Annotated in this window: 19 protein-coding genes, 1 tRNA gene and 2 pseudogenes; 13 read left to right on the plus strand and 9 right to left on the minus strand. The window is 55.4% G+C overall.

Translation table 11 applies throughout. The annotated features are described in order from the left end of the window. Nucleotides 1-56: 56 nt before the first annotated feature. The 5 genes from KZH41_RS11960 to KZH41_RS11980 all read left to right on the plus strand — a co-directional run bounded on the left by KZH41_RS11960 (nucleotide 57) and on the right by KZH41_RS11980 (nucleotide 3,824). Nucleotides 57-132 (plus strand) — tRNA-Gly (locus KZH41_RS11960). A 242-nt stretch (nucleotides 133-374) separates the two neighbouring features. Continuing rightward, entirely contained in the window at nucleotides 375-821 is a 447-nt protein-coding gene (locus KZH41_RS11965; RefSeq protein ID WP_256589284.1) for an integrase arm-type DNA-binding domain-containing protein, read from the plus strand. Nucleotides 822-1,319: 498 nt separating this feature from the next. Then, nucleotides 1,320-2,213 carry a hypothetical protein gene (locus KZH41_RS11970; RefSeq protein WP_242155491.1) on the plus strand — a complete coding sequence of 298 codons (894 nt, stop codon included), beginning with the start codon at nucleotides 1,320-1,322 and terminating at the stop codon, nucleotides 2,211-2,213. Between the two features lie 37 nt (nucleotides 2,214-2,250). Then, entirely contained in the window at nucleotides 2,251-2,583 is a 333-nt protein-coding gene (locus KZH41_RS11975; RefSeq protein ID WP_094952066.1) for a hypothetical protein, read from the plus strand. Between the two features lie 74 nt (nucleotides 2,584-2,657). Continuing rightward, entirely contained in the window at nucleotides 2,658-3,824 is a 1,167-nt protein-coding gene (locus KZH41_RS11980) for a restriction endonuclease (RefSeq protein WP_263274870.1), read from the plus strand. Nucleotides 3,825-3,865: 41 nt separating this feature from the next. On the opposite strand, the pseudogene KZH41_RS11985 reads toward KZH41_RS11980, so the two are convergent. Then, nucleotides 3,866-4,107 (minus strand): annotated as a pseudogene (locus KZH41_RS11985) (transposase); the annotation flags it as partial. 192 nt (nucleotides 4,108-4,299) lie between these two features. Between KZH41_RS11985 and KZH41_RS11990 the strand changes: the two are divergent. Beyond that, nucleotides 4,300-5,754 carry a TrkH family potassium uptake protein gene (locus tag KZH41_RS11990; protein WP_094952068.1) on the plus strand — a complete coding sequence of 485 codons (1,455 nt, stop codon included), beginning with the start codon at nucleotides 4,300-4,302 and terminating at the stop codon, nucleotides 5,752-5,754. A gap of 91 nt (nucleotides 5,755-5,845) precedes the next feature. Here the strand turns inward: KZH41_RS11990 and KZH41_RS11995 are convergent, their stop codons facing one another. The 4 genes from KZH41_RS11995 to KZH41_RS12010 all read right to left on the minus strand — a co-directional run bounded on the left by KZH41_RS11995 (nucleotide 5,846) and on the right by KZH41_RS12010 (nucleotide 9,528). Further along, nucleotides 5,846-6,142 (minus strand): DUF6388 family protein, encoded by a 297-nt coding sequence (locus KZH41_RS11995; RefSeq protein WP_094952069.1) that lies wholly within the window; start codon nucleotides 6,140-6,142, stop codon nucleotides 5,846-5,848. Between the two features lie 17 nt (nucleotides 6,143-6,159). After that, entirely contained in the window at nucleotides 6,160-7,368 is a 1,209-nt protein-coding gene (locus KZH41_RS12000; protein WP_094952090.1) for a D-alanyl-D-alanine carboxypeptidase family protein, read from the minus strand. Between the two features lie 104 nt (nucleotides 7,369-7,472). Then, nucleotides 7,473-8,870: a sensor histidine kinase gene (locus KZH41_RS12005; protein ID WP_094952070.1), complete on the minus strand. Its 1,398-nt coding sequence runs from the start codon at nucleotides 8,868-8,870 to the stop codon at nucleotides 7,473-7,475. Next, on the minus strand, nucleotides 8,848-9,528 hold the full coding sequence (locus KZH41_RS12010) for a response regulator transcription factor (protein WP_094952071.1): 681 nt from the start codon (nucleotides 9,526-9,528) through the stop codon (nucleotides 8,848-8,850). Before KZH41_RS12010 ends, KZH41_RS12005 begins: the two co-directional genes overlap by 23 nt. Nucleotides 9,529-9,932: 404 nt before the next feature. Here KZH41_RS12010 and KZH41_RS12015 point away from each other — a divergent pair, with 404 nt between their 5' ends. Next, on the plus strand, nucleotides 9,933-11,255 hold the full coding sequence (locus KZH41_RS12015) for a chloride channel protein (RefSeq protein ID WP_242155495.1): 1,323 nt from the start codon (nucleotides 9,933-9,935) through the stop codon (nucleotides 11,253-11,255). 6 nt (nucleotides 11,256-11,261) lie between these two features. On the opposite strand, the gene KZH41_RS12020 is transcribed toward KZH41_RS12015, so the two are convergent. Together KZH41_RS12020 and KZH41_RS12025 are read right to left on the minus strand one after the other, a co-directional pair. Beyond that, on the minus strand, nucleotides 11,262-12,539 hold the full coding sequence (locus KZH41_RS12020) for a DUF2254 domain-containing protein (RefSeq protein WP_242155497.1): 1,278 nt from the start codon (nucleotides 12,537-12,539) through the stop codon (nucleotides 11,262-11,264). Nucleotides 12,540-12,645: 106 nt separating this feature from the next. Then, nucleotides 12,646-13,899, minus strand: a complete 1,254-nt coding sequence (locus tag KZH41_RS12025) for a cation:proton antiporter (RefSeq protein WP_094952074.1) — start codon at nucleotides 13,897-13,899, stop codon at nucleotides 12,646-12,648. 300 nt (nucleotides 13,900-14,199) lie between these two features. Here KZH41_RS12025 and KZH41_RS12030 point away from each other — a divergent pair, with 300 nt between their 5' ends. After that, nucleotides 14,200-16,080 carry a DUF294 nucleotidyltransferase-like domain-containing protein gene (locus tag KZH41_RS12030; RefSeq protein WP_094952075.1) on the plus strand — a complete coding sequence of 627 codons (1,881 nt, stop codon included), beginning with the start codon at nucleotides 14,200-14,202 and terminating at the stop codon, nucleotides 16,078-16,080. Continuing rightward, the gene (locus KZH41_RS12035; protein ID WP_094952076.1) at nucleotides 16,077-16,799 is read left to right on the plus strand and encodes a 3'-5' exonuclease; all 723 of its coding nucleotides are present in this window, start codon (nucleotides 16,077-16,079) and stop codon (nucleotides 16,797-16,799) included. Before KZH41_RS12030 ends, KZH41_RS12035 begins: the two co-directional genes overlap by 4 nt. A 231-nt stretch (nucleotides 16,800-17,030) precedes the next feature. On the opposite strand, the gene KZH41_RS12040 is transcribed toward KZH41_RS12035, so the two are convergent. Next, the gene (locus KZH41_RS12040) at nucleotides 17,031-18,698 is read right to left on the minus strand and encodes a BCCT family transporter (RefSeq protein ID WP_094952077.1); all 1,668 of its coding nucleotides are present in this window, start codon (nucleotides 18,696-18,698) and stop codon (nucleotides 17,031-17,033) included. Between the two features lie 341 nt (nucleotides 18,699-19,039). Between KZH41_RS12040 and nhaA the strand changes: the two genes are divergently transcribed. The 3 genes from nhaA to KZH41_RS12055 all read left to right on the plus strand — a co-directional run bounded on the left by nhaA (nucleotide 19,040) and on the right by KZH41_RS12055 (nucleotide 21,725). Then, entirely contained in the window at nucleotides 19,040-20,233 is a 1,194-nt protein-coding gene (gene nhaA, locus KZH41_RS12045) for a Na+/H+ antiporter NhaA (protein ID WP_094952078.1), read from the plus strand. 412 nt (nucleotides 20,234-20,645) lie between these two features. After that, nucleotides 20,646-21,287, plus strand: coding sequence for a glycoside hydrolase family 25 protein (locus KZH41_RS12050; RefSeq protein ID WP_242155498.1), 642 nt, complete (start codon nucleotides 20,646-20,648; stop codon nucleotides 21,285-21,287). Between the two features lie 81 nt (nucleotides 21,288-21,368). Then, nucleotides 21,369-21,725 carry a hypothetical protein gene (locus KZH41_RS12055; RefSeq protein ID WP_242155500.1) on the plus strand — a complete coding sequence of 119 codons (357 nt, stop codon included), beginning with the start codon at nucleotides 21,369-21,371 and terminating at the stop codon, nucleotides 21,723-21,725. A 194-nt stretch (nucleotides 21,726-21,919) separates the two neighbouring features. Here the strand turns inward: KZH41_RS12055 and KZH41_RS12060 are convergent, their stop codons facing one another. Then, a complete protein-coding gene (locus KZH41_RS12060) occupies nucleotides 21,920-22,363 on the minus strand; it encodes a GNAT family N-acetyltransferase (RefSeq protein ID WP_263274871.1) in 444 nt (147 codons plus the stop codon). Nucleotides 22,364-22,495: 132 nt separating this feature from the next. On the opposite strand from KZH41_RS12060, the pseudogene KZH41_RS12065 reads away from it, so the two are divergent. Further along, nucleotides 22,496-23,342, plus strand: a pseudogene (locus tag KZH41_RS12065) (DNA/RNA non-specific endonuclease). Nucleotides 23,343-23,431 lie beyond the last annotated feature (89 nt).

Below are 23,431 nucleotides of genomic sequence, written 5' to 3' on the forward strand. Positions count from 1 at the left end.
TTGAATCAAGGGGTTGACGGGTTCTGATAATTCTATAGAATGCGCACCACCAAGACGCGGGAATAGCTCAGTTGGTAGAGCACGACCTTGCCAAGGTCGGGGTCGCGAGTTCGAGTCTCGTTTCCCGCTCCAAAATTTGATTCACAGATGTCCACTGGACGCTGGGATCCACGAAATAGACGCTTAGGCGTCTTTTTTCGTTTCTGCGGGAAACTACTGGGATCCAGGGTAATCCGGTATGTTTAAGTAGTCTGGTAAGTAGTTTTTACGGAACGACTAGAAAATGTATTTGGGCTGGGTCACTTCAGGGTACCGGACGAGCATCGGGTGCTGACTCTTTAACAGGAGCTCACCATGCACTCTCGGAATTCACTATTCGGCACGCCCAGCCTACGGGTAAACGATACATGCTCGGCGGCTTTGACGGCTTGTCACTCTTGGTGACTGCAGCTGGCAGCAAATGCTGGTTGTTCCGCTACTATTGGGCCGGCCGACAAGTGTGCATGTCCTTTGGCATGTATCCCGCCGTCAGCTTGAAAGAAGCGCTTACCCGCGGGGACCAAGCGCGCAAACTGCTTGCTCAGGATATCAACCCGCGAGAATATCGTGAGCAGCAGCGTTTTGAGGCTGAAGCTGAAGTAAAACATACCTTCCAGGCGGTCTACGACGAGTGGATTAGTTTCCGTCGCCTGAGCTTAATGAAGGCCGCCAAAGCACACTGTTGCAAAATCAAAAGCATTACCCGCCACGATCTGCTGGCCATCCTCAGCACCATCGAACAACGCAAAGCCTTCACCATGGCTGAAAATTGCCGAACCTAGTTCAACCAGCTGTTTCGCTATGCCCTGGTAAAAGTCGAAGGTATGGAACTCAATCCTGCTTCAGACCTGGACGTTGTCGCGCTGCCCAAGGGAGGAAGGTGGTGCCAGCCATCGCTGACGCGATGACTGTTCGCGCTAGGGGCACGGGGCGAACGAGTGGGGTAACGCAGCAGGGCTGCGCAGCGGCCTTGAAATCTCCGACCGCCTGGCATGATTTACAGGCCTATAGTCATTTGCGCGGACTATTCGATGTGGGCTTAATCCGGCACTCGCCATCTCCGCGTTGTTTGTCTTAGGTTCAAAGGCAAGGCCTGAACCTATCTTGGGTAGAACGGTGCTTATGCTAATGTGCCACTACGGATTGTATGGCGAATATGGAGATTAGGTATGGGATGGAAAGGGACTGTTCGTTCGTTGAAGGCATCAGCCAGAAGATCGGAGCGTAATGCCCATCGACGCCAACGTGACCTTGAGCGTCAAAGTAAAGAGTACGCTCGGATGGAGGCGCTTGAACAAGCAGCCTATGAGGTTGATGTCTACGAAAATCACCTTGAAGTCCTTCTGTCCATGCATAAAGAGTGTGGCGAGACCATCAACTGGGGCCGTTTGCTTTCGAAGCTCGAACCCAAATCTCCACAGAAAAATGATCGCTTTGAGCAAGAGGCCGTGCAGGATGTCAGGGATTACCGACCTGGTTTCTGGAGCCGATTGTTCAAGCTGGATGCTCGCCAACGAGCGGTCCTGCAACTAAAGGTTGAGGCTGGCCAGGCAGAGGACCGCAATCGTTACCAAGCAGCGCTGACTGAGTGGGAAAACACTCATTCGGAATGGATGCAAGAGCGCGACTTGGCCAAGCGCATTCTCGATGGCGATCGTCAGGCAAAGCTCGATGCCATCGAGGTGTTTGAGCCTTTTACGGAGATATCGCTGCTCGGTTCAGCCATTCAGATGACGGTGCATGAACACGCTATCCTCGAGTCCCGGCTCTCGATTCATGGTTCTGATGTCATCCCGACAGAGATCAAGTCACTTCTGAAAAGCGGTAAGTTGTCGGCCAAGGCCATGCCGATCGGACGCTTCAATGACCTTCATCAGGACTACGTTTGCAGCTGCGCCTTGCGAGTAGGGCGGGAGCTGCTGGCGGTCCTGCCGGATGATCTTGTGATCGTCACGGCAATGGATAATGTACTCAATGGCGCAACGGGCCATATGCAAGAGCTGCCGATCCTCAGCGTCGCGTTTTCCCGATCAACCATGGACGCGCTCAACCTCGATGCAATTGACCCATCTGACGCCATGAAGAATTTTGTTCACAACATGAGCTTCAAGAAGACCCTCGGTTTCGCGCCGGTGGCGGTACTTGACGCAGCACGGTTCTCTGTCGGTGCTTGACTGACTTGAAGAGGGGGTCGTTATGAGATGCATCGGAATGGTTTTAATCGTATGTCTTGGCGTTTCGCTGTCCTCAACAGTCAATGCTGAGTGCTTCGGCGAGGACGAATACATGGTCTGCTCGGACGTTGAACCGGACGCAGATGGCGATATCCACGCCCAGTCCTGGGATACCGAAGGGAATACCTATCACCTGGATACCGAGACGCGGCCCTATGCAAATGGTCACGTGGTCGAGTCGAGCGACAGCGAAGGGAATAGCTATTCAATCAAGTCTTGGAGTGATAGCAGCGGCGCTCACACCGAAGACAGCGAGGGGAACGTCTGTACGATCACCCCTACTGGCCAGATGATTGGTTGCGGGCAGTAAAAAGGTCCCTATGCCGCTCGATTCATCGCTCAACATGCCATGCAGCTCACCACCAAAAAACGGGATGAACTTCGATGATTTACCAGTGCAACGGATGCAACAGGACCACCTTCGAAACGGCATGCCCGTGGTGTACGAACTCTGAGTTGTCGCCCTCGTCTGAATTGAGTACTCGACATCTCACTCCTTTAGATCCTTCGTTTTACCCAGACTTCCAATACCGGTCGAAAGGTTTGATCAAAGACTTTCTGGGCAAAAAGAAGGAACAGGCCCAACTCAACGATTTACTGAATAACGTGTTGAGAAAATACGCAGAGTTGAAGCAGCCGTACTTCACCAATTTTATTCACACCACGCGTGAGGGCACGAGCGGTCGTGATGACGCCGAAGCGCCTGGGCCGAGGATGGATGGTGTTTATACGGAGAGGGAACTGTTCCGGGAGGTCTTGATTCGCAAAGGCTTTGATGAGCTGGAACAGCTTCCTTCGCTCTTGGATAAGCTGCTTCTGACGACATCGTTCAACTCGGTTTATTTGGGCTTTTCCAGAGAGCTTAGCCGGCATATCAAAGCCAACCTCTCTGACACTTTGAGGTCATGGATCGAGGAAGCAGGCACCACATTTCGAGCGGATCTGGCGCTGTTTTACTACTACCTGTGGGAGAGCCAGGTCGATTATTCCGGTATTCAATTCAATCCGCTGGCGACTTCCACGGCCGGTACGCCGTTGCTACCGATGCAGGCGTTCCGACAAGGTCTTAGCCTGTGCGAGACGATTTACTTCGATATCTTGGTGGAGCGACTGGCAAGTCAGCTCGAGCACTTCAACCCCAATCGCTTCATTACGATGTATCTCGTCGACGGAATGGATGGTTTCCAGTTTGAAGCGTTTTTGGTTGAGATCTTTCAAACCATTGGCTACGACGTCAAGGAAACCAAAAAAACAGCGGATCAAGGTGCTGACCTATTTGTGAGTCGCTTCGGCAAGAACATGGTTATTCAAGCGAAAAACTACACCGGTTCTGTGGGCAACTCCGCCGTTCAGCAGGCGATTTCCGCCAAGGCGTTCTATGGCTGTGATGAGGCGATGGTGGTTACAAATTCCTATTTCACCCGATCTGCCAAGGAGTTAGCCAGCACGACGGCCGTGCGGCTGGTTGATCGCGAGGGTCTTCAACGTTATTTGGATGACTATAACCAGAAGCTGATTGAGATGTTTCAGGCTGAAGAAGCTGGATATTGAAGGGGCTTAGGCATGGGGGCTGGGCTGTTCGCAGGACGCACCTGGATGATTTCCGCTTTGAGGCGCTCCTCCGCGTACATCTTCTTAAAGCGCCGGTTTTCCTCCTCAAACTCGCGCAACCGAGCCACCAGTGACGCATCCATGCCGCCGAACTTGGTTCGCCACTTGTAAAAGGTGGCAGAGCTGATGCCGTGTTCGCGACACAGCTAGGGGCCGGACTACCGGCTTCGGCTTGCTTGAGGATGGCGATGATTTGGCTGTCTGAAAAACGTGATGTTTTCACGCAAAATTTTCTTGATCCGGTTAGGAAAAAATTCTACTTCTGGTGAGTGCTTTTTTCAGGGGGGATTACCTTTGGAATAGGCTAAGGTTGACGAAGCGACTAAGCGCCCATAGAAATTTTACGAAAAAATTACGGGTGGAGACGTTTTGGCGCCGCGATACTGCGCGGCGCTAACTTGCCAGGTTATTGTTTATGTCCCACGCGGCAATACGACTCATCGGCTTTGTCTTAGGTCTGTTTCTGATTACGTTGGCCATCAGCATGGTTATCCCCATGATTACCTTGGTGGTCTATGAGCGCAGCGACGATTTGTCCGCCTTTCTTTGGTCCAGTTTGATTACGTTCATCTGCGGCCTCTTGCTGGTCATGCGAGGGCGCCCGGAGACCGCTCAACTTCGCCCAAGGGACATGTACCTGCTGACGACCGGCAGTTGGGTGGTAGTGTGTACCTTTGCGGCGTTGCCAATGGTGTTTATCAGTCACATCAGTTACACCGACGCTTTTTTTGAAACGATGTCTGGCATCACAACCACCGGCTCAACGGTGTTGAGTGGTTTGGACACAGCCTCGCCAGGGCTGTTGATCTGGCGATCGATGCTTCACTGGTTGGGAGGGATCGGTTTTATCGGCATGGCCGTGGCGATTCTTCCGCTGCTGCGAGTAGGGGGCATGCGGCTGTTCCAGACAGAGTCTTCAGACTGGTCGGAAAAAGTGACGCCGCGCTCCCATGTCGCAGCCAAATACATTCTTTTTCTCTATTTGGGGCTCACGGGCGTCGGCACGCTCGCGCTCTGGGTTGCCGGGATGACGCTATTTGATGCCGTCAATCACGCCATGTCGTTGATCTCTACCGGTGGTTTCTCGACGTCGGACGCCTCGCTTGGGCATTGGACACAGCCTGCTATTCACTGGGTGGCAGTTGCCATCATGATTCTGGGTAGCCTGCCTTTTACGTTATACGTCGCGACATTACGCGGCCATCGGCGCGCGCTGCTGAAGGATCACCAGGTTCGTGGGTTTATAGGGTTCTTGGTCTTCACGTGGCTGGCGGTAGGTGCTTGGCTTTGTCTTCACAGCGATTACGGATGGTGGGATGCATTTCGTATCGTGGCGGTGAATGTGACATCGGTTGTCACCACTACCGGCGTCGCCGTGGGTGATTACACCGTGTGGGGCAGTTTCTCCGTGTTGCTTTTTTTCTATTTGACCTTTGTGGGGGGCTGTTCAGGCTCCACGGCGGGGGGTCTTAAAATCTTCCGTTTTCAAGTGGCGGCAACTTTGTTGGTGAGCAGTTTGAAGCAACTGATCCACCCGCGCGCCGTGATTCAGAAAAAGTACAATGGCCACCCCATCGACGAAGAGATCTTACGTTCGCTTTTGACGTTCTCATTCTTTTTCACCATCACGATTGCTGTGATTGCCTTGGGCCTGAGTTTGATTGGGCTGGATTGGACAACGGCGTTGAGCGGTGCCGCTACGGCTGTGTGTAACGTCGGGCCTGGGCTTGGCACAATCATTGGCCCAGCCGGTAATTTCTCATCACTACCAGATGCCGCCAAATGGCTATTGACCGTAGGCATGCTGCTGGGACGACTGGAAATCCTGACAGTGTTAGTGCTCATAACGCCGGTATTCTGGAGATATTGAGTGTTCACTGTTGATAGGCTGGAGCCAAGATAGAGGGTCAGCACTCAGGGCCGTCGCGATGCGAAGCGCCGATGCATGTGCGACCCAACGGCTACTCGGTGATCCCATTTAGCGTGCAGTAATCCTTCCATGCCATCTCAACCATCTCTGACACTTCCCGATGGAACGCCAGGGTCAGGCGTTTCAGCTCTTGGGGAGACTGCGAAATCATTGTCAGCGTCAGCTCCCACACTTCTACCTCAAGCCTTGCGGCCTCTTGTTCAAAGGCCGATTCGATACACATTTTCTTTTCAGCCTGACTCAGTCCCTGTACAGCGTCATTGAGGGATGAATCGCCTTCGAAGAATTTTGAAAGCGCGAGTTCTTTGCGTAGATCATCGGAGTTCATGACCTTCTCCTCACTATTCACGTTACCTGGGCCTCATCGAACCAACTGCGGACCGTCTGGGTAAAAAACAAATGCACGGTATCCCACCAGCGTCGCCACCAATGACCTTGCTCTGCGTCCACAAGGACCACTAATGGCCGACTCCCCAGCTTATGCTCGGCGTCGAACAGGTCGAGCCTTCCGACGACCGTGCCTGCCGTGATAGGGGCTTCGATGGGGCCATCAAACGCCAGGCGCATCTCGACGTCTCGATTTCTATTCTTGGGCAGCGTGAGGGTCATGTCTTCAAGCAAACCCACATCCACGTAGTGTTGTATGCCTTTCCAGAGCGCGACCTGCGAGAGTACTTCGCCACCTTTCTTATAGGTTTGGGTGTCGTAGAAGCGAAAGCCATACCCCATCAGTTTTTCTGTTTCTGCCGTACGCTTATGGGCGCTACTGGCGCCCAGAACTGCGCTGATCAAACGTTGCCCATCCCGCTGTGAGGAGGCGACCAAGCAGTAGCCCGCCGCCTCTGTGTGCCCGGTCTTCAAGCCGTCATAGGTGGAATTACGCCACAAAAGCGTATTGCGGTTGGATTGTTGAATGCCGTTCCACGTGAAGGTTTTCTTGGCGTAAAGAGGGTAGTAGGTGGTCCCTTCGCTGATGACTTTTCGAGCCAGGGTCGCCATGTCACGTGCGGAAGAATAGTGCTGCGGGTCCGGTAGGCCGGTGGAGTTCATAAAGTGGGTGTTGAGCATTCCCAGTGTTGAAGCGGTTGAGTTCATCATCCCGACAAACCCGGCTTCGCTTCCCGCGATATGTTCGGCCAGCGCAACGCTTGCGTCATTGCCTGAATCGACGATCACGCCGCTTAGCAAATCGTGAACAGAAGCAGAACTGCCGGGCTTGAGAAACATGCGTGAGCCACCTGTACGCCAGGCATTTTCGCTCACTAGGACTTCATCGTTTGCGCTAATCAGGCCGGACTTGAGCTCATGCGTCGTGATGTATGCAGTCATTAACTTGGTCAGGCTGGCCGGTGGCAGGCGTGCATCACTGTTGTGGCTGGTAATGACCCTGTTCGTTGCCGCGTCGATGAGTATCCAGGCTTCGGCGCCCAGCTTCGGCGCAGCGGGGATCATTGTCCCCAGGGTTGCTTTGGCAGCCAGAGCGGCATTCGCCCATAGAAGCGGTGGCGTTACGCAGAGCACGGTTAACACACGCAGGAACAACAGATAATTCACAAGCAAAAGGCCTTGGGTCAGCAATATGTGCTGCCAAACTAGGCCTGGGCGGCAGGGCGCTCAAATTAACCAGTATTAAGTTAAATTTAACCTTCGGGTACAGATCAAGCGGTGGCATGACCGCTGAACATCGGGCAGTGAATCAATACGCGTGTTCCTCTGCCCGAGGCGCCAGGGTGGAGATCCAGTGTGTATCCGTGCAATTTCACGATGGCGGCGACTAACGACAGGCCTAAGCCGTGGCCTGGGTTTATCTGGCTTCCCTCGCCGCGATAGAGCCGGCGAATGACATGCGTACGGTCCGCTTCAGGGATGCCGGTACCATCGTCGACGACTTCAATAATGACGGCTGAGTCCTTGATGCTCCCCCGCAATTCGATATGGCCGCCCTCAGGGGTAAATTTAATGGCGTTATCGAGCAGGTTGACCAGCGCTTCGAACAGTAACGAAGAGTCGCCATACACCTGGGGACAATCGCTGGGAATGTCCAGCGAAAGCGTTTGGGCGCGGTCCAGTGCCATCGGCTCGTAAAACTCATGCGCCTGTTTCAACAACGTCATGATCGGGAAGGGCGCAAAGGCAGAGCGGCGACGAATATCCTCAAGCTCAGCGACCCGCAGCAGTCCTTGAAAGCGCACCATGATCGACTCGCTCTCCTCAAACGCCTGATTCAAGGTCTGCTTATGTTCTAGGGCCAGCGGTAACTGCTGGAGCTGATAGAGCCGTGCGCGTAAGCGTGTCAAGGGGGTGCGCAAATCATGGGCAATACCGTCGCAGACGCTTTTCACCTCATGCATCAACTGCTCAATGTGCTCGAGCATCGTATTGACGGCGTTGGCCAGCATATCCAGTTCATCGCGGCGTGCTGACAACGGCAAACGCTCAGCCAAGTTGCCCGAAACGATACTTTCGGTACACAGCTGCAGGCGTTTGACACGGCGTAATGGGCGACGTCGCAGTAAGCGCCAGCCAATCAAACCGGGGATAAGGGTTAATGACAACCCCCACATCAGGGCCTGCTCAATAATGCCACCCACGGCGGAAATCGACCCGCCGTCACGTGCCAAAATCAGGATATGTCCGTCAGGGCGCCGTGCCAGCAAGGCATAGCTGCTTCGGGTTTCGGTGCTGGGTAACGCAATGCTCAGGCCGCGCTCAAGGTAGTGAACCCGGCCGTCGTCGGGTAGGTTGGAGCGCAGTTTCAGCAGGTCGCCGGCGACATGGGTGCCATCGGGTGCAAATAAACCGTAGGCGTCGATCCCGGGGGTCGAGTAAGCCTCACTCGCCGCCAGCTCGTCGAGCAGTTTCGAGTCGTCGATCTTTTGATAATAGTGGGCGCGTTGCAGCAACGTACGCTCGGCAACTGTGCCCAGATAGTGGGAGATTTCCCAGTAAAGCACGCCGGTAAAGAGCGCTCCCCAGGCCACGAAAAACACCGCGTAAAACCCGATCAACCGACTACCGGACGAGCGCCATTCCTCATTTTTTGGTTGCGAGGACATAACCAGCACCGCGTATTGTATGGATCACAGGTGAGTTTTCGTCGCTTTCCAGCTTCTTGCGCAGCCGACCGATGTGCACATCAATGATGTTTGTTCCGGGGTCGAAGTGATAGCCCCAGACGCCTTCAAACAGCATGGTGCGAGTGACCAGTTGGCCGGCACTGCGCATCAGGTAGTTGAGCAGTTTGAACTCGGTAGGCAGCAACTGGATGTCTTCGTCATTGCGCGTCAGCTTGTGCTCCACTAAGTCCAGTCGCAGGTTGCCACAACTGAGGTGCGGGTTACTCAGATCTGCGGCAGTGCGTCTTAGCAATGCGTCAAGGCGTGCGACCATCTCGACCGCCGAAAAGGGCTTGGTCAGGTAGTCATCGCCGCCCGCACGAAGTCCCAGGACGCGCTCATCCACGTCCGAAAGAGCGCTGATCATCAGGACCGGCGTCTGAATCCCAAGACTGCGCAAGGTGCTGACAATCGTCAGCCCGTCAAAGTCCGGCAGCATGCGATCCAGCGTAATGGCGTCGTAGCCGCCTGCAATCGCCAAGGCCAATCCCTCGCGTCCAGTGGCGGCCCACTTTGAGCTGAAACCGTGGCGTTGGAGTTCAGCGACGATGATTTCGGCCGTCACCTGATCGTCTTCAATGACCAACGCATTACTCATGACTTCCTCCATTTGTACGTATTTTTCGGCGCTCCCGACTCAATGCCGACACCCAGTGCAAGCGAACCTTATTGTTCCAAGTTGCGCGCGAATACTAACTATTTCTTAACCCACCTTAACCCGGTCATCTCGCCTGCACGGATATATTCGCAATAACAGCCGAACGCGCTGACAGACATGAGGGTAAATAATGACAACCTATCTGGCTTTCTTCTTGCTGACATTCGCTTTGGTAGGCGCTCACACAAATTGGCTTACCCACAAAATAAAGTCGACGTGATGGGGCCACTGAGCCGGGAGTGAATAGCTATAGTTATCTGGTCACTGCCGGTTGGACGTGACCGTTTAACCCGTTAATCTTGTTTTTGCATGTTATTGAACCTCAACAACGGGAATCCGCTCGGGTGATCAAACCGATATTGCTGATACGTCGTCGCTTTGCCTCGATCCGATGGCGTACTCGGGTGACACTCTGGGTCGCTGCTACCCTCGCAGGATTGCTGGTAGTGATGTTCGCCCGGTTGGCTGACCTGGCGCTGATGCAGTTCGCCCAACAGGCCGCCGCCCGGCCATGGCTGCCGTTTATCTACACGCCGCTGATCGGCATGTTTGTGGTGTGGATGACCTCGCGTTTTTTTACAGGGGCTCAAGGTAGCGGTATTCCCCAGGTGATCGCGGCTACGCGGTTGGCCCACCAAGGCAAGTCCGTGAATAAGTTGGTGTCGTTGCGTCTGGCCTTCGCCAAGATAGGCCTCGGTACCCTGGCCCTGACCGGTGGTTTTTCAGCGGGGCGAGAAGGGCCTTCGGTGCAAGTCGCCGCCTCGGTCATGCATTTCTTTCATCGTTACCTGCCCAACGCACGCATCATTCGCCCTGAAGACCTTATCCTGGCCGGTGGCGCGGCGGGTATTGCCGCCGCCTTCAACACGCCCTTGGCCGGTGTGGCCTTTGCGGTAGAGGAGCTGGGGCGCAAGTTGGAAACCCGCACCAGCGGGGTGTTGCTCAGCACGATCATTTTGTCGGGGATGGTCGCGATTGCCTTGCAGGGCAACTACAACTATTTCGGGCACTTCGACGTACAAGAGGCCAATCTCGATATCGTTGTTCCGGTACTGGCGATTGGTATTGGCTGTGGCGTTATGGGGGGGTTGTTCAGTCGGATGCTCCTGTGGCCACAGCGGTATCGCAGTTTTGTCGTCTGGGAATGGCGCCGCCTGCATCCAGTCTGGTTCGCAGGTGGCTGCGGCATGATCGTGGCGATTCTCGGTTGGCTCAGCGGTGGGATGTCCTTTGGCAGCGGTTACGGGATCACCTCCCAGATCATCGTGTCCGATGTTGGTTTGCCGTGGCACGCTCCGATTACGCGTTTTCTTGCGACCGTCGTGACTTATTTTTCCGGCATACCGGGCGGTATTTTTGCCCCGTCTTTGGCGGTAGGCGCCGCTGTCGGTGCCAATGTCGCTGAATACTTCGCCTTGGCGGCACAGCCCATCATTGCACTGTGCATGGTGGGGTTTCTGGCAGCAGTCACGCAATCGCCGATCACCTCTGCAATCATCGTGATGGAGATGATCGACAGCCATGGCATGGTCATCAGTCTGATGGCTGTTGCACTGATTGCCAAAGCAGTCAGTGCCAGGATGGGCCCCGAGCTCTATCAGCAGTTGGCGCGTGGCTTTCTGCAATCGGACGGCAGTGGCGCCGCCGCGCAAAAAGCCAACACGTAGATTGGGTCAGTGCAGCAGCGGTCGCGCCGCTGCACTGAGCTTGTGACGGTCCTCTTGCAGTACAAGCGCAGTGTTCGCGTGCTTGAGCAGCAGTTCTGCGTGCCGGGTACAGGCCCCCCTGAACATCGCTGGGTTTATCTGTGCCAGGCTCACAAGGGCCTTCATCATGCGCAGGTCGACTTCCACCAGACCCGCGCCATCTCTGGCAATCGGTGCGAAGAAGTCATCGAACAGGTCATTCACGGTCAAACCGCGCAGGTAAACGTGCTGGCAGTCAGCGTCGATTTTCGCGGCGGGTTCTTTAGGTTTACCCCAACATGTCAGGCTTCTGACGCCGCGCCCAATGACGTCAATGGCGGTGCCGGGGTCATTGACGGCCGGCGACAAGGCGCGGGAGGCGATCTCCGACAACACTGACAAGCCGAACCGGGGGTCGTGTTCGAACGTTCGACGCACGCCGATAGCCAGGGTAGCGATGATTTTTTCGTTGCTCGACGCCAGCTCCTCCCCGCGCGCCCTGCTCAAGCTGACGGTTCGTGCGAGCGGCATGCCGACATGCACAAAGCTTCCCGGCAGGACGTCCATAAATATCTGTATCTCGTCTGCTTTGGCTATCGCGCCTAACGCCTGAACGTCAATGTGCTGGACGTACCCCGTGTGGAGGCTTGTGATGATCAGCGCGGAACTGGGGATCACTGACTCGTAAGGGTAGGCGGCTGCCCCCAAATGCGGCCATTGGACTCGATGGTTAATGGCATCAATGGCTGCTTGCTCGACACGGTCAATAGTTTCTCCCACCCGCCCAAGCTTGGACAAATGATCGATCCAGCGCAGCAGCGTGTAGACAATCAGAATGACCACGACAATGGTTACCGCGAATAGCAAAACCCTCCCTTGTGTACCGTAGGCGCCGGTACTCAGCGCAATGATCCCCACCAGGCTGAACAGGAATGAGCCAATAAAGGTGGCCAGGGCATTTTGTGTCGTGGTGTCTTCCATCACCAGTGTAGTGGCGCGGGGCGTCACGCCGCTGCTCGCTGCACCGTAGGCGGTGACCATGGTGCTTAACGAAAAGGTCGTCACCGCGAGCATGCTTGAGGCAATGATGCCTAAAATCTTATCGACGGCGTCGGCACCGATGCGGGCGGGCAACGATTCGGGAATGTAGTCCTTGAAGACAACGGCGAGTAACGCGGTGGCAATACCCAGCAAGGAAAACAGACTCGCCCTGAACCACAGCCGTTTGGTCAATTGGTGCAAAACCCAGCGCCAGCGTGCGAGCATTTTTATACCTCCTGCAAATAACGCGATGGGACCCATCGCACGGATTCAGGGAAACGAAGGCGGTGAGTCAATTATCCTTAATGGAGTCTGTCGTCTGGCCAAGGGTTCATCCAGCGTCTTTGTTTGCAGCACACGGAATGACTCTCTTGACCAATTTACCGATCGACATGCCTTGGATCAGGATAGAAAAAACGACCACTAGATACGTCAGGGAAACCACGATATCGCGAGCCGCGCCTGGGGGCAGCGACAACGCCAATGCCACCGATATCCCGCCCCGCAGGCCGCCCCAGGTCATCACACTCCAGGCACCTTCCGGTAGGCGGAAGCGTTTACCCAATACCGCAATGGGAACCCCTACAGTCAACAATCGTGATAACAACGTCAGCAATATGACCAGCAGGCCAGTGGTGAGCAATGGGTTGGAGAACTGGATCAAAACGACTTCCAACCCGATCAATACAAACAGCACTGCGTTGAGTATTTCATCGATCAGTTCCCAGAACATGTCCAGGTTTTTTTCAGTCTGCTCGGACATGGCATGGGAGCGCCCTTGGTTACCCACAATCAGTCCCATCACCACCATCGCCAATGGGCCGGAAACATGGAACTGAGTGGCGAGTGCATAGGCGCCGAGAACAGCGGCCAGGGTGATGAGCACTTCCTCCTGATAGCTATCGATACTTTTGAGCATTCTGTAAGTGATATAGCCCACGCAGGCGCCTAACAGAGCACCGCCTCCGGCTTCCGTCAGCAACAGCTGCGATGCGCCGATAACCGAGGGTGTCTCCCCGCTGGCAATCATTGCGACGATCAGCGAAAACAGCACGACACTCACACCGTCGTTGAACAGTGACTCACCGGAAATGACCAGTTCCACGCTATGGGGCGCGCCGGCAGATTTCAGAATGCCCATCACTGCGATGGGGTCGGTGGGGGAGATCAGCGCGCCAAACACCAGGCAATAAGAGAGCGGTAGCTGCATTTCTGTAAGAGACAACAGCGCCCAGAGCCCAAAGCCGATGATCAATGTTGAGAGCGTTGTCCCTACCACTGCCAAGGATGCAACTTGCCATTTGTAGGCCCGCAGTTCCGACAGATCCACATGCAGCGCGCCAGCAAAGAGCAGCAGTGACAGCATGCCTTGCATCAGCAGTTCGGAAAAGTCGATGGACTCCACCAGCGATTGCTCAAGGGTATGCAAGGCGTGAAAACCCAGCGCATCGGATGCCATATTCAACAGTGACAGGCCCAAGGCAATGCCCATCACACCGATGGCGGATGGCAGGCCTACGTAACGCCGATTGAGATAGGCGAGTACTGCTGTGATGCAAAGGAAGATCGCAATAATGTCCAGCATTGACCGGCTCCAAAAACGCAGGATGAGGAAAGAACCCTCGGCAATGCTGATCGCAAATACCTTTGAGCGTTCAGAAATAACCGCCGCCTGTGCTGTGCATTCAGTGAATGCCGCGCCTGCCGGTATTGCAAATATGACGGCCAGCCGTTGCGCAGCAGTTGTTGCAACTCATAGCGTAGATCAGACGTGGCGCTTGATCCTCGTATCGGGATGTGATGTGGTGGGCCACACAGAAAGACGACTGCCCTTTGCCATGCGGGGCGCTCGCAACTTTAATTCTTTTCAGCATTTCGAGGTTTCATGCAAATCGAGTTACAGGAGATTAGCGACCACCTCTATCGTTTCGCTCCATTTGATACGCTGCCAAAGGAATCGGTAGACGCCATCGCTCGGCGGGTAGAAGTGAGTTATTTCAAGGCCGGCAGTGACATCCTTGAAGCGGGTGCGATCATTCATGACTTGCACTATGTACGTAGCGGTGCGGTGGAGATTTACCGGCGCAATGGCGAACTCTACAACCGACTTGTCGAAGGCGACCTCTTCGGTCAGGCCGGTTTGTTGCGCAGTAACAAGGTGCGCTTTCCCGCCAGAGCCTTGGAAGATAGCCTGATTTATTACATACCCGCCGACGTCTTCGCCGACCTGTGCGCGCAGCATGATGCGTTTGCCGACTTCGTTGAAGCTGAGGGGCACTCCAGGCTCAAGACTGCCGTTGAGGCGCAGGGGCGTGCCAGTGAGCTTATTCAGCTCAAATGCCGAGGCCTTATCTCCCGGCCCTTGGTATGGGTCACGTCGGATACCTGCGTCGGCGACGCCGCAAAAATCATGACAGAGCAAAGCGTTTCTTGCGTTCTGGTGATGTCATCAGCGGGCTTACAGGCGGCTGAAATAGAAGGGATTGTGACCGATAGGGACCTTCGCACCCGCGTTGTTGCGGCAGGCCGAAACGCTGACGAAACGTCTGCTCGAGACATCATGACGGCCGAGCCGGTAGCGATAGGCGCAGACGACTCAGTGTTTGAAGCGATGCTGGTGATGTTGCGCCGTAATATCCACCATCTGCCGGTGGTCCATCATGGTCATCCGATCGGGCTGATCAACCTGTCGGATATCATCCGCTACGAGTCACACAGCAGTTTGTACCTGGTAAACCGAATCTCTAACCAGACTTCGGTCGACGGTCTGAAATCGCTTTTACGTGACCTGCGCGGAACCTACATCCGTATGGTGCGTGATGGCGCGACGGCGCACATGATTGGCAGCGCGATTTCGGGTATTGGTCGAGCCTTTACCCAGCGTTTGCTGGAACTCGCAGAGAAAAAACTGGGGCCGCCTCCGGTGCCTTACTGCTTCATGGTGCTGGGTTCCATGGCGCGTGATGAGCAGTTGTTGGTGACGGACCAGGATAATGCCCTGGTGCTCGACGACCGCTTCGATCCGCTCCAGCACGATGCTTACTTCCGAGCGTTGGCGACGTTTGTGAGTGATGGCCTGGCCGCGTGCGGTTACAGCTATTGCAAGGGCGGGATCATGGCGACGAACGACCAGTGGCGTCAGCCGTTGAAGGTATGGCGAAGTTATTTTGATCAGTGGATCGAAAAGCCTAACCCGACGACGTTGCTCAATAGTTGTATTTTTTTCGATCTGGATGGCGTGTTTGGCGAGCTCGAGCTTGTTCAGGAACTGAAGGTTCTGTGTGCTCGAAAATCCAGCGCACATCCTGTTTTTCTAAGTGCCATGGCGCGAATTGCCCTTAACCGGACACCGCCATTGGGCTTTTTCCGGACCTTTGTGGTGGAGACAGACGGGCAGCACAAACGGATTATCAACCTCAAGGGGCGAGGCACCGCACCGCTGACGGACCTGATCCGCATCCATGCGCTCGCGTGTGGCAGTACCGCGCAGAATTCATTTGATCGCATGGATGCCATCGCGAACAGCAACGTCATTCCGCCTGAAGCATTAAAGCAACTGCGATACGCGCTGGAGTTCCTGTCGATGGTGCGAATTCGACACCAGGTTGACGCACTGGAGCAGGGAGCGGCGCTCAATAATTACGTCGAACCGGAACGCTTTTCCAACAGTGAGCGACATAATCTCAAAGAGGCGTTTCAGGTCTTGAGTAATGGCCAGAATTTCTTGCGCTTCCGTTATCCGTCAAAGGGTCGCCTGTCGTCATGAAACACGTGAAAGCGCAGCCCAATCATAAAATGCTGGAGTGGTCTTCCAGGTTCGAGACCCTGGCAGACAATGCCGTTAACAGCCGCTTGCGACAGTTCTATCAAGCCGGCGCGGTCTCGGCACAGGCATCCATTGACAGCGTGCAACTGCTGGCCATGGACGTGGAAACCACCGGCCTTGATGCACAGGCTGACAGCATTGTGAGCATCGGGCTAATGCCGTTCACGCTGCAGCGCATTTATTGTGGGAGCTCGCTTTACTGGGTAATAAAACCAGCGTCCGAGCTGAATGAAAAGTCAGTGACGTTTCATCACATAACCCATGCTGAAATTTCAGATGCGCCCACCTTTGAGCAGGTGCTGGCCCCGTTGCTGGAGGCCATGGCAGGCAAGGTGATGGTCGTCCATTATCGGAACATTGAGCGAGCCTTTTTGGATCAGGCAGTGCGTAGGTATTTAGGGGAGGGGTTTGAGTTCCCGGTCATCGATACGATGCAGTTAGAAGCCCGACTACACCGGCAAAAGCGCGGGTGGTTCGCCCGACTGATGGGGCGCTCACAACAGTCCATAAGGCTGGCGGATAGCCGAGCGCGCCTTGGCCTTCCGGCTTATCACGCGCACCATGCATTAACCGATGCCCTGGCGACCGCAGAACTGTTGCAGGCGCAGGTAGCGACTCATTACTCAACGTCCACGCCTATTGGTGAGTTATGGAACTGAGTCACCGCTAGATAGTGAAACGCTTGCGGCTGTCTGACGGACATTCCTGAGGCCTACGCTTAGCCCGATGGATCTCGCTCTTGAGGTGCATTCGGGCGTTGGGTCTGCCGTCACCCTCCGCCTTGAGCAAATGGGCATTGACTCGCTAGCGGTACTCAGGCTGACGCCATCTGCGCAGGCGATGGCGTCACGGGTGTGTTTGCCGTGCGCTGACAGCGCCAGCCCTATTTGCTAACGAGGCTCAGACATCAGTCCTTTCACGAGGGATATGCATCCCAGCATTAGAACGATTGCGAAAGGCAAACCTGTGGACACTGCCATTGCCTGCAGTGCTACAAGACCGCCGCCCAACAGGAGAGCAATAGCAATCACCCCCTCGATCACCGCCCAGAACACACGTTGAGGCACCGGCGCATCCACCTTGCCACCGGCGGTGATCGTGTCGATTACCAAAGAGCCTGAGTCCGAGGAGGTAATAAAAAACACAATGACCAGAACGATGCCCAGGAATGAGGTGATCTCTTTAAGCGGCAACTCCCCCAGCATGGCGAACAACTTCAGTTCCAGCACAGCATCCTTGACGCCCGTCAGGCCCTGTAAGGTCGCTTGGTCAATGGCCGTGCCGCCGAACGTTGTCATCCACAGCACAGACACCACTGAGGGGACGAGCAAGACCGAGATCAGAAACTCTCTGACCGTTCGACCACGACTGACGCGCGCGATAAACATCCCTACAAACGGCGACCAACTGATCCACCACGCCCAGTAGAAGGCCGTCCAGCCTTGGGTGAATTGAGTGTCAGTGCGGCCGAATGGATTTGACAGCGCCGGCAGGTATTCAACATACGTCACCAGGTTCTTGAAGAACCCTGTGAAGATGGCCAGGGTCGGCCCCACTACGATGATAAACACCAATAAGAGCAATGCGAGTCCCATATTGATCTGGGAAAGCATTTTGACGCCCTTGTCCAAACCGGAAAGGACGGACCACAGCGCGATCAAGGTGATGCCAACGATCAGCACGACTTTGCTGAGATTCGTCGATTGTATCCCGAAGAGATATTCAATCCCCGCAGCAGCCTGCTCTGCGCCAATGCCCAGAGAAGTCGCCAACCCAAATAGTGTGGCGAATACCGCGAGAATATCGATGATATGCCCTGGCCACCCCCAAACGCGCTCACCCAGTAACGGATAGAAAATTGAGCGTATCGAAAGCGGTAAGCCCTTGTTATAAGAAAACAATGCCAGGGACAACGCCACAATCGCATAGATCGCCCAGGGATGAAGTCCCCAGTGAAAGATCGTAGCGGCCATTGCCAAGTCGGCGGATGCTTTCATATCGCCTGCTGCACCGCCCAACGGCGCCCAGTCCGTACGCACTCCGCTCGCATCGACTGTCACGCCTCCCATGGACGCCGCGTAATGCGACATGGGTTCGGCTACGCCATAGAACATCAACCCAATGCCCATGCCCGCGGCAAACAGCATTGAAAACCATCCGACGTAGGAGTGGTCTGGTTTCGCATCTCTGCCGCCCAAACGCACCTTCCCCAGCGGGGAGAAAATCAGCGCAATGCACAGCACCACAAAAACATTCGCAATGCTCATGAAGAGCCAGGCGAGGTGGCTGGTTAACCAGTTCCGGATAGCGCTGAAGAGGGGTTCTACTTCATTCTGCAGTGCCAATGTCAAAATGACGAACAGTAAAATTGTGGCGGCTGAAATGATGAATACTTTGCCGTGGATATCGAGCGAGAACGAAAACTCTCCCTTGATATTGTCTTGACCGATGACATAGTCAGTGTCGATCAGATTGGCAGCCCCACTAGGAGCAGGAATACCGTCCTCACTGGGGACGTGAGGGGTGTTAGGCCGATCATCCGTAGGCTTTTCAACCATGAGAATCTCCTTCTTGTTGGCACGTCTTAACGTGCGGTTGTCATTTTCCCCGCTGTTCCTATGGTAAAACGAGATGTTAGCGCCTTTATCCTAACAAGCTTTGAGGGCAAAACCGGCAAAACCTGCTTATTGCAACGCCGCGCGGTCGAAAATGTCACCGCTATATGCTTGTTGAGGTCATCCGCTCGGCTGTTCGATAGCTAAACGGCGTTGATCGTTCCAAGCATTTATTCAACCATGGCGGGCATCATGTAGAATGTGACAAGGGGTGTCACCGCAAAACGCGGGAGGGCAGGTTTAATTCAGCGCAGGTCGGGCCGCCGCGCGGAGTGACTGTGCCTATGAGCTTGAAATCTTCACGTCCGGATAAACCCCACGGCCATCGTGAATCACCCGCCACGCGTGCTTTTTTCTCCCGATTCCTGGCCGCGGAATCAGCGGGTGGCCTGATACTCATGGCTGCTGCTTTGATAGCACTCCTCGTCGCCAACTCCCCGTTGGCAGACATTTACTTCTCGTCACTGCACGTAAAAGTCGTTGGCCTCTCGATTGAGCACTGGATCAATGATGGCCTGATGGCGGTGTTTTTCATGCTGGTGGGGTTGGAGATCAAGCGTGAAATGTTGGTCGGCCAGTTATCGAGCTGGAGCCAGCGCGCTCTTCCAGGGTTCGCCGCGTTAGGCGGTATGCTGGTACCTGCTTTGATCTATATTGCGGTCAACTGGGGTAACGCCGAAACCTTGGGAGGGTGGGCTATTCCGGCTGCGACCGATATTGCGTTTGCCTTGGGCGTACTGTCGCTGCTCGGTAAACGTGTGCCCATCTCGTTGAAAATCTTTCTGTCTGCGCTGGCGATTCTTGATGACCTGGGTGCCGTGCTCATCATCGCGCTGTTTTACACCAGCGGCTTGTCCGTCAGCATGCTACTGGCTTCACTGGCCGTTATTGTGTTCCTGGTCATGCTTAACCGATGCGGTGTGACCAGGCTTTCGCCTTACCTGATAGCGGGCGGTCTGCTGTGGTTCTTTATGCTTCAGTCGGGTATCCACGCGACCTTGGCCGGTGTCATTCTCGCACTGTGCATTCCGATGCGAGCGGCGAGCAGCGAGCGAAAATCACCGCTCATCCACCTGGAAGGAAAGCTGCACCCGTGGGTCGCTTTCGCCGTTGTGCCCATCTTCGGTTTTGCCAATGCGGGTGTGTCTCTTGCCGGTATCTCGCCCAATAACCTGATCGACCCAGTACCTCTGGGGGTAACGCTTGGGCTATTGCTAGGCAAGCAAATTGGTGTGTTTGGTTTGGCTGCGCTGGCTATTCGCACAGGGCTGGCCAAGCTGCCTGAGCAATGTGATTGGTCTCAGCTGTACGGTGTAGCGCTGCTGTGCGGCATTGGTTTCACCATGAGCCTCTTCATCGGGGCGCTGGCCTTCCCGGGTAACCCGCATTTGGTCGATGAGGTGAAGGTTGGAGTGCTGATGGGCTCTATTCTTTCCGCTGTCCTCGGTGTTGCTGTTCTTTTGAAGGTTAAACGTTAATCCTGGGCTTATCTGCCCGCTGATAAATGCATGAGGGATGAGCATCCAGTCGCGTAGGCGGGTTCAAGCATCATGAATGCCGCTGACCGATCTCGATGTAAGTCGGTTTTTTGGACTGGAGATTCTCCGAAAACAAGTCCAGAGTTAAGTTTTTTCCTGCTTTGGCAAAAAATAAACCCCTTAATTTTCAAAGGGGCGGACGCTAGATGCGAGTCTCGTTTCCCGCTCCAAATACAAAGAAAAAGCCACTCTAACGAGTGGCTTTTTCTTTGTCTGAAATTTGACGCAGCATCGTGCATTGATGTGCAGGCTTTCACCCGAAATGAGTCATGTGCGGTATCCCGATAGTGCATAGCTGCGCGTCGTTGATGAAAAGATACGGCGACGAGACATTCACTGAAGGCGTGCAGATATGAGTTGCGAAGGACCGATTATTGATGAAAACGCACGGGGTATCGACGTGTCGCGCTGGCAGGGCAACATCGACTGGGCACGTGTGGCAGGCGCGGGTGTCACCCATGCGATAGCGAAGATGACGGAGGGCGGCGACTACACCGACCCCAAGTTCGTCGAGAACTTCCAGGGCATGAAGGCGAACGGCCTGAAGGCTGGGGTTTACCACTATTTCCGTGCGTTGAGCAGCACACCGTGCGAGCAATTGGCCAATATCAAGGCCCGGCTCGCTGAGGTGGGGTTCAAGGTCGGGCAGGACATCCTGGCCATCGATGTCGAGACCAACCGTAACGAAGCAGCCACTGCGGATCAGATGGCCGATGCGCTGTTCCAGCTGGTAACGCTTGTCAGGGTTTCGCTGCTGGAAGGCGCTTATCCGCATATTTATGCCTCGCCCAGCGTCTGGAGCAACAGCGTGGCCTGGCGCAAGCATGACTTCAGTGAATGCCCATTGTGGATTGCCCATTGGGACGCCGCCCAGCCCACCGTGCCAGAAACCTGGAGCTCGCGGGGCAAGAGCTGGCAGTGGTGGCAGCACAGCAGCAAGGGGCGGGTCGAGGGTATTCAGGGTGCGGTAGACCTGGATTGGGTCAAGCGCTGATGCCTACAGCGCAACGGCTTCGATAGAGGCCGTTGCACCTTTTTCTGCTAAGCCTCGCGATTGTTGGTCTTTCGGTAGGGGGTGGGGGCCGAGCGCGGTGAAGGCCAGCCGGTGGACTACGTCAAGGCCCGCGCGTTCTATCGTCTCTCGGGCAAGAACGCCAAGTTGCCACCGGGGCGCCTTATGGAAGAGGGCAAGGGCCGCCCGCAGGATCTACCCGGCGCGCTGGCCGTGTATCTGGACGCAGCCGAATACTGCCGCGACGATGCCTGGGAGGCGATGAGCCGTTTGCGCCGAGCAGGGCAGCCGCTTAATGAAACCCAATCCCGGCGTTATCAGCCGCTCTGGCTGGAAGGCTTTGTCGGCCTGCAGCCACGCCGTATGGCGGTGGGGAAGTGTTCGAGGCCGTCAATGCCACGGGTGAGCGCAAGCGCGTGACGTTGTCGTACCGCTTCAAGGCGGACAGCGGCGCCGCTGCCTGACAGTTCCGGCGAGATGGAGATCAAGGCACCGCTGGTGTTCCCAGCGCAAGCCCCCCAACACAAGCCTTACCTGAACGGGCTATGCGCCAGAAAACCCTGTGCTTGATTGCGCCGTCGCTACCGTGAACCCGTGACTTCGGCAGGCCTGCCTCAGCGAACGAATTTGACGTACACCCGTTCCGGGTCGCTGTCGTCCAGGTTCTCGATGTGCCCGCTCGGTACAAATCCAGCCTTGGCGAGCATCGCCTGCGCAGCGGTGTTGGAGGCATTGGTTGAAGCAAACAGCTTTGGCGTTCTGCACAGCGCTTGCGCGGCAGCCAGTAACCGCAGCGCCACGCCCTGGCGCTGGTAGGCCGGTGACACAACCACCAGCGCTACAAAGTCGTGGTTGAAAAAATCATAGGTGAGCACCAGGTAGCCCGCACACTGCTCTGCGTCAACGGCGACCAGGCATTGCTGGCGAGCGACGGCATCATGGATAAAGACGCGACGGCTGGTGTGGGCGTTTGCATAGGTATCCAGTGCGATCAGTGCCTGTACATCGTGGGGTAGCGCCTGGCGGACGTGCCGGGTCGTGTTCATTGGGTTGATCATCTTATTTCCAGCCAGTGGTAACGCTTATCCTCACATTGAAACATTTGTGCTGGTTTAATGTGTATGTCGACTCGCGAAGGAATCGCAACCGTCGATTTGCCATTTATTGCTGTCACCTCAAGGAGCTACACCATGCAAGGACGTATGAAGTTAAAGCACCTGGCGTATCTATTGATCCCGTTGCTTGCCGCCTGTACCACGCCCGATAGAACCCGCGAACCTCTTGTCACTGTTCAGCCCCCACTAGAGCCGGTGCTGCCGTTTGATAACTGCTCGGTGGGTTGCCCCAGCGGCGGCAGCCCGCTGACGTTGAACCGCCAGGCGTACACGCTGAACAACAATGGCTCGACCAAGTTTGCCAACTGGGTGGCGTACAGAATTACCAAGGACACACCGGCCAGCGGTCGCCCCCCGTGACTGGAAGACCGACCCGGATATCCCGCAAGGCGAAACCCTCGACCCAGTGGATTACAACGGCGCGAATGTCGCGCTCAAAGTCGACCGCGGCCATCAGACCAACCTCGCGTCGATGGCGGGCGTTGCTGATTGGCACACGCTCAACTACCTGTCGAACATCACCCCGCAGAAGGCCGATCTCAACCAGGGGCCTTGGGCGCACCTTGAAGATCAGGAGCGCAACCTGAGCAAAGCTGCCGGCATTGACCAGGTGTACGTCACCACCGGGCCGCTGTATGAACATTTTGTCGGCACGCTGCCGGGTACTAACAAGGTGCACACCATTCCCAGCGGTTACTGGAAAATCATCTTTGTCGGCAGTTCACCTGAAAACGGGATTTACGCCGCGTTTGTGATGAACCAGGAGACGCCCAAGGACGCGAATTTTTGCGACTACCAAGTGACGGTGAACCAGATCGAGGCGCGCTCAGGGCTGACGTTTTGGAGCAACTTGCCGCAACCGGTGCAGGCCGCGTTGAAGTCGAAGCAGGGCCAGTTGCCGAGCCGGATCGGCTGTCAGTAGCCGTAACCTGTGGCGAGGGCGCTTGCTCACGTTGGACTGCGTAGCAGGCCCATTTTTTGGGGCCGCTGTGCGCCCCAATGGGAGCAAGC

Source organism: Pseudomonas sp. YeP6b (assembly GCF_025642995.1).
Lineage (GTDB): Bacteria > Pseudomonadota > Gammaproteobacteria > Pseudomonadales > Pseudomonadaceae > Aquipseudomonas.